General features: G+C 73.3%; 13 protein-coding genes and 1 pseudogene. 10 read left to right on the top strand and 4 right to left on the bottom strand.

What is annotated here, in order from left to right; genetic code table 11:
- Nucleotides 1-7 precede the first annotated feature (7 nt).
- Nucleotides 8-1354, top strand: coding sequence for a globin-coupled sensor protein (locus E5N76_RS04195; protein WP_149536038.1), 1347 nt, complete (start codon nt 8-10; stop codon nt 1352-1354).
- A 107-nt stretch (nt 1355-1461) separates the two neighbouring features.
- Here the strand turns inward: E5N76_RS04195 and E5N76_RS04200 are convergent, their stop codons facing one another.
- The gene (locus tag E5N76_RS04200) at nt 1462-2448 is read right to left on the bottom strand and encodes a DMT family transporter (protein ID WP_149536039.1); all 987 of its coding nucleotides are present in this window, start codon (nt 2446-2448) and stop codon (nt 1462-1464) included.
- Between the two features lie 234 nt (nt 2449-2682).
- On the opposite strand from E5N76_RS04200, the gene E5N76_RS04205 reads away from it, so the two are divergent.
- The 5 genes from E5N76_RS04205 to E5N76_RS04230 all read left to right on the top strand — a co-directional run bounded on the left by E5N76_RS04205 (nt 2683) and on the right by E5N76_RS04230 (nt 10127).
- The gene (locus E5N76_RS04205) at nt 2683-4995 is read left to right on the top strand and encodes a helicase-related protein (protein WP_408021693.1); all 2313 of its coding nucleotides are present in this window, start codon (nt 2683-2685) and stop codon (nt 4993-4995) included.
- 344 nt (nt 4996-5339) lie between these two features.
- Entirely contained in the window at nt 5340-6959 is a 1620-nt protein-coding gene (locus E5N76_RS04215) for a DEAD/DEAH box helicase (protein ID WP_328593053.1), read from the top strand.
- Nucleotides 6960-7254: 295 nt separating this feature from the next.
- A complete protein-coding gene (locus tag E5N76_RS29335; RefSeq protein WP_187829967.1) occupies nt 7255-7872 on the top strand; it encodes a glutathione S-transferase family protein in 618 nt (205 codons plus the stop codon).
- Nucleotides 7873-7876: 4 nt separating this feature from the next.
- Nucleotides 7877-8419, top strand: a complete 543-nt coding sequence (locus tag E5N76_RS04225) for a HutD/Ves family protein (RefSeq protein ID WP_187829968.1) — start codon at nt 7877-7879, stop codon at nt 8417-8419.
- A gap of 28 nt (nt 8420-8447) precedes the next feature.
- On the top strand, nt 8448-10127 hold the full coding sequence (locus tag E5N76_RS04230) for a M3 family oligoendopeptidase (RefSeq protein ID WP_149536044.1): 1680 nt from the start codon (nt 8448-8450) through the stop codon (nt 10125-10127).
- A gap of 152 nt (nt 10128-10279) precedes the next feature.
- Here the strand turns inward: E5N76_RS04230 and E5N76_RS30020 are convergent, their stop codons facing one another.
- Entirely contained in the window at nt 10280-10561 is a 282-nt protein-coding gene (locus E5N76_RS30020) for a hypothetical protein (RefSeq protein WP_207791857.1), read from the bottom strand.
- Nucleotides 10562-10638: 77 nt separating this feature from the next.
- Here E5N76_RS30020 and E5N76_RS30255 point away from each other — a divergent pair.
- Nucleotides 10639-10746 (top strand): annotated as a pseudogene (locus E5N76_RS30255) (thermonuclease family protein); the annotation flags it as partial.
- A gap of 219 nt (nt 10747-10965) precedes the next feature.
- On the opposite strand, the gene E5N76_RS04240 reads toward E5N76_RS30255, so the two are convergent.
- Together E5N76_RS04240 and E5N76_RS04245 are read right to left on the bottom strand one after the other, a co-directional pair.
- The gene (locus E5N76_RS04240; protein ID WP_149536045.1) at nt 10966-12366 is read right to left on the bottom strand and encodes a TIGR03013 family XrtA/PEP-CTERM system glycosyltransferase; all 1401 of its coding nucleotides are present in this window, start codon (nt 12364-12366) and stop codon (nt 10966-10968) included.
- Nucleotides 12367-12729: 363 nt separating this feature from the next.
- Entirely contained in the window at nt 12730-13767 is a 1038-nt protein-coding gene (locus E5N76_RS04245) for a polysaccharide deacetylase family protein (RefSeq protein ID WP_149536046.1), read from the bottom strand.
- A gap of 490 nt (nt 13768-14257) precedes the next feature.
- Between E5N76_RS04245 and thyX the strand changes: the two genes are divergently transcribed.
- From thyX to E5N76_RS04260, 3 genes are read left to right on the top strand one after another with little or no spacing between them, the layout of a single operon-like run.
- Nucleotides 14258-15184: an FAD-dependent thymidylate synthase gene (gene thyX / locus E5N76_RS04250; protein WP_149536047.1), complete on the top strand. Its 927-nt coding sequence runs from the start codon at nt 14258-14260 to the stop codon at nt 15182-15184.
- Complete coding sequence (locus tag E5N76_RS04255) at nt 15181-15789, top strand: HD domain-containing protein (protein WP_187829969.1); 609 nt, start codon at nt 15181-15183, stop codon at nt 15787-15789. The genes thyX and E5N76_RS04255 overlap by 4 nt, the downstream gene beginning before the upstream one ends.
- Nucleotides 15789-16016 carry a hypothetical protein gene (locus E5N76_RS04260; protein WP_149536049.1) on the top strand — a complete coding sequence of 76 codons (228 nt, stop codon included), beginning with the start codon at nt 15789-15791 and terminating at the stop codon, nt 16014-16016. Before E5N76_RS04255 ends, E5N76_RS04260 begins: the two co-directional genes overlap by 1 nt.
- Nucleotides 16017-16056: the final 40 nt, after the last annotated feature.

Genomic DNA, 16056 nt, shown 5'->3' on the forward strand with positions numbered 1-16056 from the left:
GCCTTCCATGACCGACGAGGCCCTCGCCCCGCGCCTGGAATTCCTCGGCATCGATGCCGGGACCCAGGCGCAGCTTGCCGCCTTCCTGCCGCAGGTCCGGGAGGCGCTGCCGGCGCTGCTGGACTCCTTCTACGCCCATCTGCGGCAGCAGCCGGAGCTCCGGGCCATGTTCCGCTCGGAGCAGGCGATGGCGCATGCCAGGGCGGAGCAGGAGAAGCACTGGCTCCGCCTGTTCTCCGGCCGCTTCGATGCGGAGTACCACGCTTCCGTCCGCCGGGTCGGGCAGGCGCATAGCCGGATCGGGCTGGAGCCGCGCTGGTTCCTCGGCGGCTATGGGCGGCTGGCGGCGGAGCTCTACGCCCTGGCGGCGCGGCAGGGCGCCGGCCGCTGGCGGCGGCGCGCCGCGGCGGCCAGGCCGGAGGCGCTGCTGGCGGCGCTGAGCCGGGCCATCTCGCTCGATGCCGATCTCGCCATTTCCATTTACCTCGAGCAGGACAAGGCGCAGTACGAGGCGCGGCTGGCAAGGCTGGCCGAGGGGTTCGAGGCGAAGGTGGCCGGCGTGGCCCAGGCGGTGGGCGAGGCTGCCGGGCAGATGGGGCAGAGCGCCGCGGGCATGGCGGCGGCCGCCGAGGCCACGCGCCGCAGCATTGCCGATGTCGCCGCCGCCAGCGACGAGACCTCGCTCAACGTCAATGGCGTGGCCGGGGCGGCGGAGGAGCTGAGCCATTCCATCGCCGAGATCGCCCGGCAGATCGCCCGCTCCGCCACCGTCATCACCCGCGCCGCCGCGACCACGGCGGAGACCGACCGGGCGATCGGCGCGCTCACCGACTGCGCCCAGCGGATCGGCGACGTGGTGCGGCTGATCAGCGACGTCGCCGGGCAGACCAATCTGCTGGCGCTGAACGCGACCATCGAGGCGGCGCGGGCCGGCGAGGCCGGCAAGGGCTTCGCCGTGGTGGCGAGCGAGGTGAAGAGCCTGGCCGGCCAGACCGGCAAGGCGACCGGGGAGATCGCGGCGCAGATCGCCGCCATCCAGGCGGCGACTGGGGAGACGGTCGGGGCCATCCGCGCGCTGGGCGACATCGTGCGGGAGATCGACGAGGCGCACCAGGCCATCGCCGCGGCGGTGGAGGAGCAGCGCGCCGCGACGCAGGAGATTGCCCGCGGCGCGCAGCAGGTGGCGGAAGGCACCCGGCAGGTGGCCGGCAATATCGGGGCGCTGGATGCCTCGGCTGGGCAGGCGAGCGCGGCGGCGCAATCCGTGCGCGCGGCGGCCGGGGCGCTGGGTGGCCAGACCGCGGCGCTGGGCGCGGCGGTGGGCGGGTTTCTGGAGGAGCTGAAGGTGGCGTGAAGCGGGGGGCTCCGCCCCCGACCCCGCCAGGGGGCGCTGCCCCCTGGACCCCCGCCGGGGAGGGGACCCCTCCCCGGACCCCGGTGTGAGTTTTACGCTCGGCAGACTCAGGGCGGGGTCCGGGGGGAAGCCTTCCCCCCGGCGGGAGTGCAGAGGGCAGCGCCCTCTGCTGGGGGTTTGGGGGCAACGCCCCCGACCCGCCCCGGCCTCGCCTGCGACCAGCCGATCCACAGCCCCGCCGCCACGATGATCGCCGCCCCCGCCCAGGTCTCGGCATCCGGCCAATCCCCGAACAGCAGCCAGCCCACCGCCACCGAACCGATGAGCTGGCAGTACTGGAAGGGCGAGACGATGTTCGCCGGCGCGTAGCTCAGCGCCCGCGCCACGCAGTAATGCCCGGCCGCCCCCAGCACGCCCATGCCGCAGAACATCAGGATATGCAGCAGCCCGTGCGGCGTCTTCCACACCAGGGGCAGCACCGCCAGCATCACGAAGGCGCCCACCACGGAGGACCACAGGGTGGAGGTTGCCGGGCTGTCCAACCCGGCGAGGCGCCGCGTCAGGATCTGATAGAGGGCATAGCAGGTGGCGCTCAGCAGCACGAAGAGCGAGGCCCAGTGGAACACCGCCATCCCCGGCCGGATCACTACCAGCACGCCGAGGAACCCGACCAGCAGGGCCGCAACCCGTGCCGGCGTGGTGCGCTCCCCCAGCATCGGCCAGGCCAGCAGCGCGACGATGAGCGGGGAGGCGAGGCTGATGGAGGCCGCCTTGGCCAGCGGGATGAAGGTGATGGCGAAGAAATGCGACATGTTGGAGGTGAAGAGCAGCGCCGAGCGCCCCAGCTGCAGCAGCGGCCGGCGGCTGCGCAGCACCCCCACGCCGTAGCGCGGCAGCAGCGCGGCGAGCAGGAAGAGGATATGGCCGAAGGCCCGCGCCCAGGAGATCTGCAGGGAGGAATATTCCGTCCCCAGCGCCTTGGCGAAGCCGCTCATCAGCGGAAAGAACAGCGCCGTCGCGCACATGAAGAGGATGCCGAGCAGGATATGGCGCTGCGGGCTCGGCGCCGCGGCCGCTTGGCGTTGGTCTGGCACGCGGCCTTCGTACTCCCTTGACGTTTCAGCGGCAGGATGGGCTGGGCGGCGGTGGCTGGCAATCCGTCCGCGCCGTCCCCATATCGGGCATGTGCCGGAAGGGGTGCCATGCGCGCCCGATTTCGCCTAGAAGGGCGGCGGCCGGCCTCCCCCTCTGTTTTCGAAAGCCGCGGCCCGCCCTTCGGCCGTGTGGAGTTCTGTGATTTGACCCTGACATCTGGCGCCGCGGCGGAGCTGGAGGAGCTGGCGACGCCCGCCTCTTCCCCCGCCGAGGCGGCCATCCTGGCCGCCGGTTTCGCGGTGGAGAGCCGGGAGATGCCCGCCCTGATCCGCCGGGTGGCGCGCCGCATGCCGGCCGATGCCGAAGCGGTGCGCGCCGCCCTGCTGGAGGTGCGGCGCCGCGCCTGGATCGCCCGGCTGAACGACCTGGCCAACCGCGCCGGCCGCGCCTGGGTGCGCCGCGCCGACAATGAGCTGGCCGCCGGCGAGACCACCGCGCTGGAGCCGGAGGACGCCACCCTGCTGGCGGCGCTGGATGCCGTGCTGGCCCGCCGCTTCCGCGCCCTGGGCCCGACGCCCGAGGCAGCGCTGGAGGCGGTGCTGGCGGAGCTGACCGAATCCGGCACCGCCGCCCTCTCCGCCGACCGCCATGCCATGCTGGCGCGGGAGGTGGCCGCCGCCTTCGGCCTGTTCGGCGAGGCCGCCGCGCCCTTCCTCGACGCCGTCGGCAGCCTGGAGCAGCGCCGCCGGAAGGAGCGCCGCGAGGCCGAAACCGCCGCCCGCGAGAAGCGGCGGGAGGAGGTGAAGCGGCTGAAGGCGTGGGAGCACTCCCTGGTGGAGTTCCGCGCCGTGCCCGGGCTGCTCGGCTGTTCTGAGAAGGAGGCGCTGCGCTGGATCGCCGAGGGGCTGATCCCCGTCGCCCGCCGCATCCCGCAGAAGAACGGCCGGGAGACATGGGAATTCGACCCGGCCGAGCTGGCGCCGCTGCGCCGCGCCGTCGCCGGCTGGCGGCAGGAGGCGAAGCCGGCGGCGCCGGCCATCGGCCGCGGCACCCGGGCGGGCAATGCCGCCATCGCCCGGGTCGCGGCGCTGGATCGCTATGCCGGGCATTTCGCCACGGCGCGGGCGCTGAACCGGCGGATCACCCTGGTCACCGGCCCGACCAATTCCGGCAAGAGCCATACCGCGCTGGATGCGCTGGCGGCGGGGAAGAGCGGCATGGCCCTCGCCCCGCTGCGCCTGCTGGCGCATGAGTTCAAGGAGGCGCTGGGGAATCGCGGCGTCCTCGCCTCCCTCTCCACCGGGGAGGAGCGCATCCCAATCCCCGGCGCCCGGCACCTGGCCGCCACCGTGGAGATGTGCCCCTTCCACCTGCCGGTCGACGTGGCCGTGGTGGATGAGGCGCAGATGCTGGCCGACCGCGATCGCGGCGCGGCCTGGACGGCCGCCATCATGGGCGCGCCGGCGCGGCACCTCTACGTGCTCGGCGCGCCGGAGGCGGGCGCGATGGTGAAGCGCATCGCCGGGCTGTGCGGCGATCCGGTCGAGGAAGTGTCGCTGCAGCGGAAAAGCCCGCTCATCGCCGCCCGCGCCCCGGTGCCCTTCACCGATCTGCGGGCGGGGGATGCGCTGGTCGCCTTCTCCCGCCGCGACGTGCTGGACCTGCGCGCCGAGCTGGTGCGGCGGGGCCGGCGCGTCGCCGTGGTGTACGGCGCGCTCTCGCCGGAGGTGCGGCGGGCCGAGGCGGCCAGGTTCCGCGAGGGCGATGCCGAGATCATCGTGGCGACGGATGCCATCGGCATGGGGCTGAACCTGCCGATCCGCCGCGTGGTCTTCTCGACGCTGCGGAAATTCGACGGCGAGGGCCGCCGCGAGCTGAACACCCAGGAGGTGAAGCAGATCGGCGGCCGCGCCGGCCGCTTCGGCCGCTTCGAGGAGGGCGTCGTCGCGGTGCTGGCCGGCGGCGGCAGCCCGGAGCTGGTCCGCGCCCTGCTGGAGGCCCCGCCCGCCTCGCCCGAGGATCCGCGCCCGCTGGTGCAGCCGGATGCCGACATCATCGCCAATGTGGCGCAGGAGATCGGCTCGGACAGCCTGTTCGGCGTGCTGGCGCGGATCAAGCGCGCGGTGCTGCGGGCCGACGACCCGAATTACCGGCTGGCCGATCTGGCCCAGGCCATGGCGGTGGCCTCGGCCATCGACGGCGTTGCCGGGCTGAGCCTGCTGCAGCGCTGGACCTACGCCCTCTGCCCGGTGGATGAGCGGGACAATGGCGTGGCGCGGCTGGCGCGCTGGGCCATCGAGCATGGCGCCGGGCGGCCGGTGGCGCCGCCCTCCGCCGGCCGCCTGCCGCCGCCCGAGCGGGCGGGGCGGGAGGAGCTGGAGCGGGCGGAAAAGACGCATAAGCGCCTGGTCGCCTGGCGCTGGCTCTCGCTCCGCTTCCCCGAGGCCTATCCCGCCCGGGCCGAGGCGGAGGGCGAGACCGCGCGCCTCGACCGCTGGATCGAGGAGGTGCTGCGGACGCAGCGCAAATCGAGGCTGGTGGCGTGATCGCTGTGCCGATGGAGCCCAGCTACCCAAGGGCGTCGTGCCACGTGGCGCTGGTCCCATATACCCTGCCTTCTCCCTCCCCCGCTCGGCGGGGAAGGGCCGGGGTGGGGGTGTCTGCCCGTCGCGCCGTCGCCAGGCTCCGTCCGTGGCAGGCGCCCGGGTCGAACCACGTCCCCGCGCCCGACCGCACCCCCACGCCCAATCACACCCCCACGCCCAATCACACCCCCACGCCCAATCACACCCCCACGCCCAATCACACCCCCACCCCCAATCACACCCCCACCCCAACCCTCCCCCGCAAGGCGGGGGAGGGAGCGTGATGTAAAATGCCCTTTCCGTCCTTGCCTGCCCCGCTCCTCGCCGCCCTCGCCGCCCGCGGCTATGCCGAGCCCACCCCGGTCCAGGCCGCCGTCCTGACGCCCGAGACCACCGGCCGCGACCTGCTCGTCTCCGCCCAGACCGGCTCCGGCAAGACCGTCGCCTTCGGCCTGGCCATGGCCGCCGAGCTGATGGGCGAGGCCGACCGCCTGCCGCCGCCCGGCGCGCCGCTGGCGCTGGTGGTCGCCCCCACCCGCGAGCTGGCCCTGCAGGTTCAGGCGGAGCTCGCCTGGCTCTACGCCCCGGCGGGCGGGCGCGTCGTCACCGGCGTCGGCGGCACCGACCCCATCGCGGAACGCCGTGCCCTCGCGCGCGGCGCGCAGATCGTCGTCGGCACCCCTGGCCGGCTGCGCGACCATCTGGAGCGCGGCAATCTCGACCCCGCCGGCATCCGCGCCGTGGTGCTGGATGAGGCGGACGAGATGCTGGACATGGGCTTCCGCGAGGAGCTGGAAGCCATCCTCGAGACCACGCCGGCCGAGCGCCGGACGCTGATGTTCTCCGCGACGGTGCCGAAGGGCATCGCCCAGCTTGCGGCGCGGTACCAGCGGGACGCGCTGCGCATCGCCGCCGGCGACGAGGGCGCGCAGCATGGCGATATCGACTACCGCGCCTTGCTGATCGCCCCGCATGAGATGGAGCGCGCCGTGGTGAACGCCCTGCGCTTCTTCGAGGCGCGCGCCGCCATGGTGTTCTGCCGCACCCGCGCCGCCGTCGCCCGTTTGCACGGCAACCTGGCGGAGCGCGGCTTCGCCGCCGTGCCGCTGTCCGGCGAGCTCTCCCAGGCCGAGCGGAACCGCGCCCTGCAAGGGCTGCGCGACGGCCGTGCCCGGGTCTGCGTGGCGACCGACGTGGCGGCGCGCGGGATCGACCTGCCGGATCTCGGCCTCGTCATCCATGCCGAGTTGCCGAACGACCCGGAAACCCTGCTGCATCGCTCCGGCCGCACCGGGCGGGCGGGGCGGAAGGGCACCTCCGCCCTGCTGGTGCCGCATAACCGCCGGCGCGCGGCGGAACGGCTGCTGGCGGAAGCCCGGGTGCGCGCCGAATGGGGCCCGGCGCCCTCGGCCGAGGCGATCCGGGCGCAGGACAATGCCCGCATCCTGGAGCAGGCCGCGGCGCTGGTCGCCGAGGAGGCGGCGGAGGATGAGCAGGAAATGGCCCGCCAGCTCCTCGCCGCCCAGCCCGCCGAGGCGCTGGCCGCCGCCCTGATCCGCCAGCTCCGCGCCCCTCTGCCGGCGCCGGAGGAGCTGGCGGCCATGGCCGAACGCCCCGCCGCCGCCCCGCGCGGCCGGCGCGACAACGCCGCCCAGGCGGCGGAGGGGCAGCCAGGGGTCTGGTTCCGGATGAGCCTGGGGCGGAACGGCAATGCCGATCCGCGCTGGGTGCTGCCCTTCCTCTGCCGCCGCGGCAATGTCACCCGGCAGGAGATCGGCCGCATCCGGGTGCTGGAGCGGGAGACGCAATTCGAGGTCGCCCCCTGGGCCGCCGATCGCTTCGCCCATGCCATCCGCCGGCCGGGCGAGGACAAGGACGCGCATATCCGCATCGCCCCGGTGGAGGCCGCGCGGGGGCGGCGGTAGCCGGGGCTTTGCCCCAATCCCACACCAGGGCGCTGCCCAATGGCGCGCAAGTTCAAGAAAAATACCAAGGAAGACAGGTCGGGGGCTTTGCCCACTGGACGCCGTGCGTCCGACCCCTCACCGGGGAGGCGCGGTGAAGGCAGTGCCTTCACCCCTGGACCGGCCTGAGATTCGGACCCGAGGGTTGAACCGGCAAACTCAGGGCGGGGTCCGGGGGCAAGCTCTTGCCCCCGGCGGGGGTTTGGGGGCAGAGCCCCCATGCGCCATGCTGCGGGCCAAAGCCGGGAGGACTCAGGTGCGTCTCTACTATTCCGCAGGCTCGCCCTTCGCCCGCGCCGTCCGCATCGCGCTGCGGGAAACCGCGTTGCTGCCCGGGATCGAGGAGGTGGAGGCGACGCTGCGCGACCCGGCTTCCGTGCTGCTGCCGCACAACCCGGTGGGCCGCGTCCCCACCCTGGTGCTCCCCGACGGCACCGCGCTGACCGAGACGGTGCTGATCTTCGACCATCTGGATACAATGGGCGCCCCCCACCGCCTGCTGCCCGCCGAAGGGCCCGTCCGCTGGCAGGCCCAGGCCGCGCTCGGCCGGGTCATCGGCATGCTGGACGGCATCGCGGTGTGGAACCGGGAGCTGCGCCGCCCGCCGGAGGAGCGCTCCCCCGCCGTGCTGGCCCTGGAAGCCACCCGTGCCGACCGGGTGGCGGATGCGCTGGAAGCCGAGGCCGATAGCTGGGCCTTCGCCGGCGCGCCGGACGCCCCGCGCATCCTGCTCGGCTGCATCCTGGGCTATGCCGAGCGCCGCCACCGCGCCTGGCCCTGGCGGGAGGGAAGGCCGAAGCTGGTCGCGTGGTATGAAGGCATCGCCGCCCGCCCCTCCTTCGCCGCCACCCTGCCGCCGCTTTCGGGGATCTGACATCATGCCGGACCGCATCCGCCGCTTCGCTGACCTCCCCATCACGCCCTGGCGCAACGGGAAGGGCCGCAAGGCCGATATCGCCACGGGGGAGGGGTGGCAGCTTTCCTTCGCCTGGATCGAGGCGGTGGCGCCCTTCTCCGCCTATACCGGCCAGGATCGCATCATCACCCTGCTGGAAGGTCCCGGCTTCCGCCTCTCCTTCGCCGACCATGCGCCGGTGGTGGTGGACCGGCCCGCCACCCCCACCATCTTCAGCGGCGACTGGGCGGTGGAATGCCAGCCCTTGGGCGGCCCCTCCATGGTGCTGAACCTGATCGCGGCGCGGGTGCGCTGGCAGGCCTCGGTGGAGATCGTCGAGCTGGCGGGGGAGCTGGCCGTCATGCCGCTCTCCGGCCCCTGCCATGCGGTGCTGCTGGAGGGCGATGCGGCGATCGCCAATGGGCCGGCGCTGGCCCGGCACGATACGCTGCAGGTCGCCGGAAGGCTGGTGCTGCAGGGGCCCCGGGCACGGCTGGCCCTGGCCCGGCTGGCGCCGCGGCAGTGAAGCAGGCGGCAATGATGGAGGCAGAGGCATGACCGCATTCCCCCGCTTCGCCGACCTGGCCTTCCCCACCCCGACCGAGGCGGGGCTGGCGGCGGCGGCGAGGGCCATCCTCGCCCATATCGCCGCCGGGGAGGTGGAGGCGGCCCTGGCCGAATGGGACCGGCAGCGGCGGGACTATGAAAGCTGGGCCTCGCTCGTCCATCTCCACTTCTCCCAGGACACGGCGAGCGCCGAGGCCAAGGCGGCGCGGGAATATGCCGACGCCCTGGCGCCCATCGCCACCGAGCATGAGGTGGCGGTGAAGCGTGCCCTGCTCGCTCTGCCGGACCGCGTCGCGCTGGAACGCCTGGCCGGCCGCCATGCGGTGCTGCTGTGGGAGACCGACATCACCACCTTCGACCCCGCCATCAAGGCGGAGCTGGAGGAGGAGGCGAAGCTCGGCGCCCGCTACACGGAGCTGCTGGCCTCGGCGAAGCTCGAGATCGGCGGGCAGGTGGTGAATCTCTCCGGCCTCGCCCCCTTCGCCGAGGATCCGGACCGCGAGCTGCGGTACCGGGCGGAGGCGCTGCGCTGGGGCTTCTTCGCAGAGCATGGCGCGGCGCTGGACGAGATCTACGACCAGCTCGTGGCGCTGCGGCACGGCATGGCGGTGAAGCTGGGCTACCGGGACTACATCCCGCTCGGCTACCGGCGGATGCGGCGCACCGACTACAAGCCCGCCGACGTGGCGCGGTACCGGGAGGAGGTGCTGCGGCACGTCACCCCCCTGGTCGGCCGGCTGCTGGAGCAGCGGCGCCAGCGCCTGGGCTGGGACCGGCTGCGCTTCTGGGACGAGGCGCTGATCGACCCCGCCGGCAACCCCCAGCCGATCGGCGGGCATGACGAGCTGGTGGCTGCCGCCCAGGCCATGTTCGACCGGATGGACCCCCGCCTGGCGGCGTTCTATCGGAACATGGAGGCGGGCGGCTTCCTCGACATGAAGAACCGCCCGGGCAAGGCGGGGGGCGGGTTCTGCACCAGCTTCCCCTCGGTGGGCACGCCCTTCATCTTCGCCAATTTCAACGGCACGCATCACGATATCGGCGTCTTCACCCATGAGATGGGCCACGCCTTCCAGAATTGGGAAAGCCGGGGGCTGCCGGGGATCGACTACCTCTGGCCCACCATGGAATCCGCCGAAATCCATTCCATGAGCCTGGAATTCCTCACCTTGCCGCAGATCGGGCTGCTGGTGGGGGAGGCGGCAGCGGAGCGCTTCCGCCGGATGCATCTGGAGGCCTCGCTGGCCTTCCTGCCCTATGGCGTCTGCGTCGATCACTTCCAGCACGAGGTCTATGCCAATCCCGGCGCCCTGCCGGCGGAGCGGCAAGAGATGTGGCGGCGGCTGGAGAAGCGCTACATGCCCTGGACGGATTACGGCGACCTCGCCTGGCCGGAGAAGGGCGGGCGCTGGCAGGCCAAGCCGCATATCTACCGCTCGCCCTTCTACTATATCGACTACACCCTGGCGCTGTGCTGCGCGTTGCAGTTCTGGGTGAAGTCCCGGCAGGACCAGCGGGCGGCGCTGGCGGATTACGTGGCGCTGTGCGGCCGGGGCGGCTCGGCGCCGTTTCAGGCGCTGGTGGCCTCGGCGGGGCTGATCTCGCCCTTCCAGCCGGGGGCGCTGGAGGCGGTGGTGCGGGAGGCGGAGGCGGTGCTGGCGGGCTGAGCCGCCGGCCAGCTTTGGCGCCCGCGGGGGAGGCCGGCTGGACACCGGCAGGACAAGAACATAATAAGAACATTATGCCCCGCTGCCAGACCGAACCCGGCTTCCGCCTGCCCTGCTCGCCCGCGGCGGCGGAGCCCCGGGCGAGGCCTGCCTCAGGCGGGGCGGGACCGGCTGGCCTGGAGGCGGTGGAGTGCCGGGTGAGGCCCGCCTCGGGCAGGGCGGGACCGGCCGGCCGGGCCGGCGTTCCGGCCGGCATCCGCCGCCCGCTGCCGCTCCTGCTTCTCTTCCTCCTCCTTCTCGCCCTGCCGGCCCAGGCCAGGGAGATCCTCGGCAAGGTCGTCGCCATCGCGGATGGCGACACCCTCACCCTGCTGGATGACCGCCGCCGGCAGCGCCGCATCCGCCTGGCCGGCATCGACACGCCGGAGGCCCACCAGCCCTATGGCCGCCGGCCCGGCAGGCGCTGGCGGTGCTGGCCTTCGGCCGGCGCGTCAGGGTGCAGGTGCTGGGGGTGGACCGCTTCGGCCGGACCCTCGGCCGGGTGATGGCGGGCGGCCGGGATGTGAATGCCGCCCTGGTCCGCCAGGGCGCCGCCTGGGTCTATCGCGCCTATACCGATGACCGCGCCCTGCTGCGCCTGGAGGCGGCGGCGCGCGCCGCCCGCCGCGGCCTCTGGGCCCTGCCGGAGGCGCAGCGCCAGCCGCCCTGGGAATGGCGTCGCCGGACGGCGGCGGCCCCGGGGATGCGCGGCCGGGCTTCCGTCCCGCCGCGGCTGCCTGCGCCGGCCTTGCCGGCGCCGCCGCCCGCAAGCCGGCACCTGCAGCGCGAAGTCCGCCCTTCACCGCACCGTATTGCCCGGCCACAGCACCACCCGCAGCGTCTGCGCCAGGATCAGCAGGTCGAACAGGAAGCTCTGGTTCTTCACGTAATGCAGGTCGTAGGAGAGCTTGGACCGCGCATCGTCCAGCGAGGCGCCATAGGGGTAGTTCACCTGCGCCCAGCCGGTCAGCCCCGCCTTCACCAGATGCCGCTCCTCATACAGCGGCAGGGACTCGGCCAGCTTGCGGGTGAATTCCGGCCGCTCCGGCCGCGGTCCCACCAGGGACATGTCTCCGCGCAGCACGTTGAGGAGCTGCGGCAGTTCGTCCAGCCTGGTGCGGCGGAGGAAATGCCCGATGCGGGTGATGCGCGGATCCTGCGCCGCCGCCCAGACGGCGCCGAGGCGCTCCGCATCCCGCCGCATGGTGCGCAGCTTCAGGATGTCGAATTCCCGCCCGCCCTGGGTCACTCGCTTCTGCCGGTAGAGCACCGGCGCGCCATCCTCCAGCAGCACGGCCAGCATGGCGGCCAGCAGGAAGGGGCCGGCCGCCGCCAGCAGCGCCAGGCTGGCCGTCACGTCCAGCGCCCGCTTCAGCGCCAGGTCGATCGGGCCGAAGACGAAGCCGTCATTGAACACCAGCCAGCCGAGCTCGATGCGCTTCACGTCGATCCGGCCGATCTCCTTCTCCAGGAAGCGGAGATATTCCCGCACCGGGTAGCCGGCGGTGCGGCAGGCCAGCAGCGCCATCATGTCCAGCCCCCGCCGGTCATCCGGCGCCACCACGATCTGGTCGGCGCCGATGCGGCGGGCGATGGCAAGGAAATCCCTCTCCGCCGGCAGGATGCGGTTCTCGCCATTGCCGGCGAGGCGCGAATCCACCTCCCCCATGGAGGGGGCGTGGGCGAAGGTCACCTCGTAATTCAGGGTGCGGCCTTCCCGCCGCAGCAGCAGCACCAGCTCCCAGGCCCGGTGTCCTGCGCCGATGACCAGCAGGCGGCGGCGGAAGGCGCCGCGGCGGCGCAGGGCGAAATGCAGCACCCGGGCGGCGAAGCCGGCGCCGACGAAGGCGGTGAGGGCGGCCAGCAGCAGCCCCGCCCCGGCCGGCCCGCCGAAGGGCGGCGGCAGGGCGGCGGAGGCGAAGGCGACGGAAAGCGCCGCCAGCACCGCCGCCAGTGGCGCCCGGCCCATGGATTTCCGCGTCTCCACCAGCGCGTCCCGGCGGTAGAGGCCGAGGGCGTAGAGGAAGAGCAGGTAGCCGGCCGGGTAGAGCAGCAGGGTGAAGAGGCTGGGCCTGGTGCCTTCCGGCAGGCTGCCCAGCGCCACCAGCAGCGCGGCGGGCCAGGCCAGGGCGGTGAGGCCGGCATCCAGCAGCAGCAGGGCCGGGCCGGCGGTCAGTCCGGGGCGGGTGGTCTGGGCCATGGCGGTGGGCGGGATCCTTGCAGCGGCGTCCCAGCCTAGCGCCCTTGTGTTGATGGAACCTCTCGAAGAACGTCCGGCGGTTGTGGTGGCGCCGCGCCGCCGGCGCAGTCCCTGATGCCGTCCCTGCTCCGAGCTGCGCCATCCGGTCGGGGCCTTTCTCGCCAGGCTCGGCCGTTCCGTGCCAACGCCCCCGATACGGCAAGGCCAGGCACGAGCTTCTCCCCGCCGGCCAGCTTGCCGCCGCCCCGGTGGCCTGCCCGCGAGCTTCCGCCGGTCTCCGGCGAAGCGGGTGGACGAGCAGGCCGCTGCGCGGCAAGGCCGGTGTCCTGCGGCCGCAGGCCGCAGAACCTCAGGCCCGGCGCATCAGCGCATCACGCCAAGCCGCCGCGCCAGGTCGGCGCCATGGCGGTACACCCCGCTCACCCTGCCGTCGAAACCCACCGGGTCGATCTCGATGGGCGCGGCGACGCGCGGCAGCAGGAACATGTGCGGGTTCTGCCGCGAGACCGGCCCATCCACCGTCGCCACCGCCGTCCGGTAGCCGGCCAGCGCCGCCAAGGCTGCATCCCGCTCGCCGCAGGCCAGCGGATCGCCATAGGGAAAGGCGAAATGCTCCACCGGCGCGTCCAGCAGGTTCTGCAGGTAGATCCGGTTCTCGGCGATCTCGCCGGCGGCCGCGCCTTCCTCCAGCACCGCCACCGCAGCATGGCTGGTGGTGTGGCCGCCGATCGTCACCAGCGGATGCCGCGCGAAGCGCCGCAGCTCCGCCTCCGTCAGGAAGTAGCGGTCGTTCAGCCCGGCGAGGCAGATGCCGTAGCGTGCGAAGCTCGGCTGCAATTGCTGCTTCCGGCGGTAATCCTCATGCACCCACCAGGTCACCTCGCTGAGGGCGCGCCGCTTCCGCGCCGCATCCGGGCACTCGTACCGCGCCCCCAGCGCCTCGATCTCCACCACGTCGTGCCGCAGGAACAGCGCCCGCAGGCCGAGCCACCAGCAATACATCTCCCGGTTCACCGCCGTGGTCGGCACGTAGCAGGTCAGCGGCACCTGGTGCCGCTCCAGCACCGGCAGCGCCTGCGTCATCGTGTCGCGGAAGCCGTCATCGAAGGTGAGGGCGACGAAGCGCCCCCCGTCCTCTCCACCCTCGGTGCCGCCCGCGGCCACAAGCCGCCGCGCCTCATCCATGCTGACGAATTCCCAGCCCTCGGCGCGGAGCCAGGCGATCATCCACGCCAGCGTCTCGGGCGGGCAGCCCTGCTGCAGCTCGGCGGCGGGGTCCTCCCGCACCTCGTGCAGCATGACGATGAGGCCCTGGCCGCCCAGCACGCGGCGGACCGCGGGCATGGCGCCGCAGGCGCGCAGCAGGCGCGTCACAATCCTCGGCAATTGCTCCTTCAGCATCCCTGCGCTCCCCGTTGGCCGGACGGTGCGGCGGCCGGGGTCCGGAGCGGGCGGGGCGGGGGTCTCCGCCTCGCCTGCCCGGTGCCTGGGTCCTGCCCGCACCATGTCAGATTGACGACCGGAGGATTGCAGGCTTGCAATGTTTCGAGCCAGCACACGTCTCGGCGAGGCAATTGAAGCGTCGGTGAGTTGAGGAAACCCGGGCGCTCACACGCCGTGCGTGCCGCGCCGCCCCTGCGCCGGCCCGGCCACGTCCACCCCTGGCTGCGGACCTGGAGCGCGCCGGGAAGCTCGCCCACGCCATCGCCACGCCGGGCGAACCCGGCTCAGGCCTCCGCGGGCGATTGCGCCTGCCGCTGCGTCCCTGGCGCGCCGCCATCGGCCGCCGCCGCGTCCCCGCGGCGCTGCCCGGCCCGGGCACAGGCGTGCCGCTTGCCCGCCGCCCCGGGGCGGGCTACCGCCGCCCTTCGCAGGCGAAAGGGGCCCCAGCATGCCGTTGAGCGCGCAACAGACCGCCGAAATCGCCGCCGCCCGCGCCGCGGAGGCCCGCACCCTCCGCCCCACCGTCCCGGCGCTGGAGGCGATGCTGTTCCACGCCATGCCGGTGCTGGACCACGGCTTCCTCCGCGTCATCGACTACATGGGCGACGACGCGGCGGTGGTGCAGGCCGCCCGCGTCTCCTATGGCCGCGGCACAAGGGCGGCCAACGAGGATCGCGGCCTGATCCGCTACCTCATACGCCACCGCCACTCGACCCCCTTCGAGATGTGCGAGATCAAGTACCATGTGAAATTGCCGATCTTCGTCGCCAGGCAATGGATCCGCCACCGCACCGCCAATGTGAACGAGTACTCGGCGCGCTATTCCATCCTGGACAAGGAGTTCTACATCCCGGCGCCGGAGCATCTGGCCGCGCAATCCACCGTCAACCGCCAGGGCCGCGGCGACATCCTCACCGGCGACGAGGCCGCCGAGGTGCTGCGCCTGCTCCGCGCCGATGCCGGGCAGGCCTATGACCACTACGCCTGGATGCTGAACGAGGATCAGGCGGACCCGGCCCGCCAGGGGCTGGCGCGCGAATTGGCGCGGATGAACCTGACGCTGAACACCTATACCCAGTGGTATTGGAAGACCGACCTCCACAACCTCTTCCACTTCCTCTCGCTGCGCGCCGACCCGCATGCCCAGTACGAAATCCGCGCCTATGCCGAGGCGATGCTGGAGACGGTGAAGGCCTGGGTTCCCGCTAGCTACGAGGCCTTCTGCGACTACCGCCTCGGCGCCGCCACGCTGTCCGCCGGCATGCTGGCGGTGGTCCGCCGGCGCCTCGCCGGGGAAAAGGTGGGGCAGCCGGAAAGCGGCCTCTCCAAGCGGGAATGGCGGGAGCTGATGGAGATTCTGGGGCTGGCCGAATGACTCCCGACCGCGTCGCCGCCATCCTGGACTTCCTCGCGCTGGCCGACCGCCTCAAGCTGGTGGAGCGCCGCGGCCGCATCCCCCTGCCGGACGGCACCACCCGCCGGGAGAACAGCGCCGAGCATTGCTGGCACCTCGCCTTGGTGGCGCTGCTGATGGCGGAGGAGGTGGCGGCGCCCATCGACCTCGCCCGGGTGCTGACCATGGCCGTGGTGCATGATCTGGTGGAGATCGAGGCCGGCGATTCCTACGCCTATGATCCCGCCGCCCAGGCCACCGCCGCGGAACGCGAGCGCGCCGCCGCCGACATCGTCTTCGCCGGGCTGCCGGCCGATCTCGCCCTCCGCCTCCGGGCCGCCTGGGAGGAATTCGAGGCGGGCGAGACCGCCGAGGCCCGCTTCGCCATGGCCTGCGACCGCGCCCAGGGCTTTCTGCAGAACGTCCTCAGCCAGGGCCTCGCCTGGCGGGAGCATGGCGTCGCCGCCCCCACCACGCACCCCCGCATGCACCCGGCCATGGCGGTGGACCCGGCCTTCGCCGCGCTGATCGGCGCCCTCTATGCCCGCGCCGAGACCGGCGGGATGTTCGCCGGGGCCGCGGGCTGATGGCGGCCGCCCGCGCCGCCCCCCGTACCGCCGCCCGCGGGGGGAAGCGCGGCGCCGCCACCCCGCTCGCCGGCTGGCGGCGCTGGGCCTGGGTGGGCGGGCTGGTCGCCGCCGTCACCATCGGCCTGCCGCTGGCGCATGCGCTGTTCGGGGAGGTGGTGGCGCTGCTCGGCGGCGCCATGCTGCTCGGCTTCCTGCTCGGCCGCTGGACGGCGCCGCGGCGCTGACCGGCGCCCCCGGGCCCGGGCCGCCCGTCGGGGGCGTGGC

This window comes from Siccirubricoccus phaeus (assembly GCF_008360935.1).
Classification (GTDB): Bacteria; Pseudomonadota; Alphaproteobacteria; order Acetobacterales; family Acetobacteraceae; genus Siccirubricoccus; species Siccirubricoccus phaeus.

Bases quoted from the DNA above. Each gene is read 5' to 3' on its own strand.
- E5N76_RS04195 (WP_149536038.1), top strand. From the start codon at position 8: ATGACCGACGAGGCCCTCGCCCCGCGCCTGGAATTCCTCGGCATCGAT.
- E5N76_RS04225 (WP_187829968.1), top strand. From the start codon at position 7,877: ATGCCGGACCGCATCCGCCGCTTCGCTGACCTCCCCATCACGCCCTGG.
- E5N76_RS04230 (WP_149536044.1), top strand. From the start codon at position 8,448: ATGACCGCATTCCCCCGCTTCGCCGACCTGGCCTTCCCCACCCCGACC.
- E5N76_RS04240 (WP_149536045.1), bottom strand. From the start codon at position 12,366: ATGGCCCAGACCACCCGCCCCGGACTGACCGCCGGCCCGGCCCTGCTG.
- E5N76_RS04245 (WP_149536046.1), bottom strand. From the start codon at position 13,767: ATGCTGAAGGAGCAATTGCCGAGGATTGTGACGCGCCTGCTGCGCGCC.
- thyX (WP_149536047.1), top strand. From the start codon at position 14,258: ATGCCGTTGAGCGCGCAACAGACCGCCGAAATCGCCGCCGCCCGCGCC.
- E5N76_RS04255 (WP_187829969.1), top strand. From the start codon at position 15,181: ATGACTCCCGACCGCGTCGCCGCCATCCTGGACTTCCTCGCGCTGGCC.
- E5N76_RS04260 (WP_149536049.1), top strand. From the start codon at position 15,789: ATGGCGGCCGCCCGCGCCGCCCCCCGTACCGCCGCCCGCGGGGGGAAG.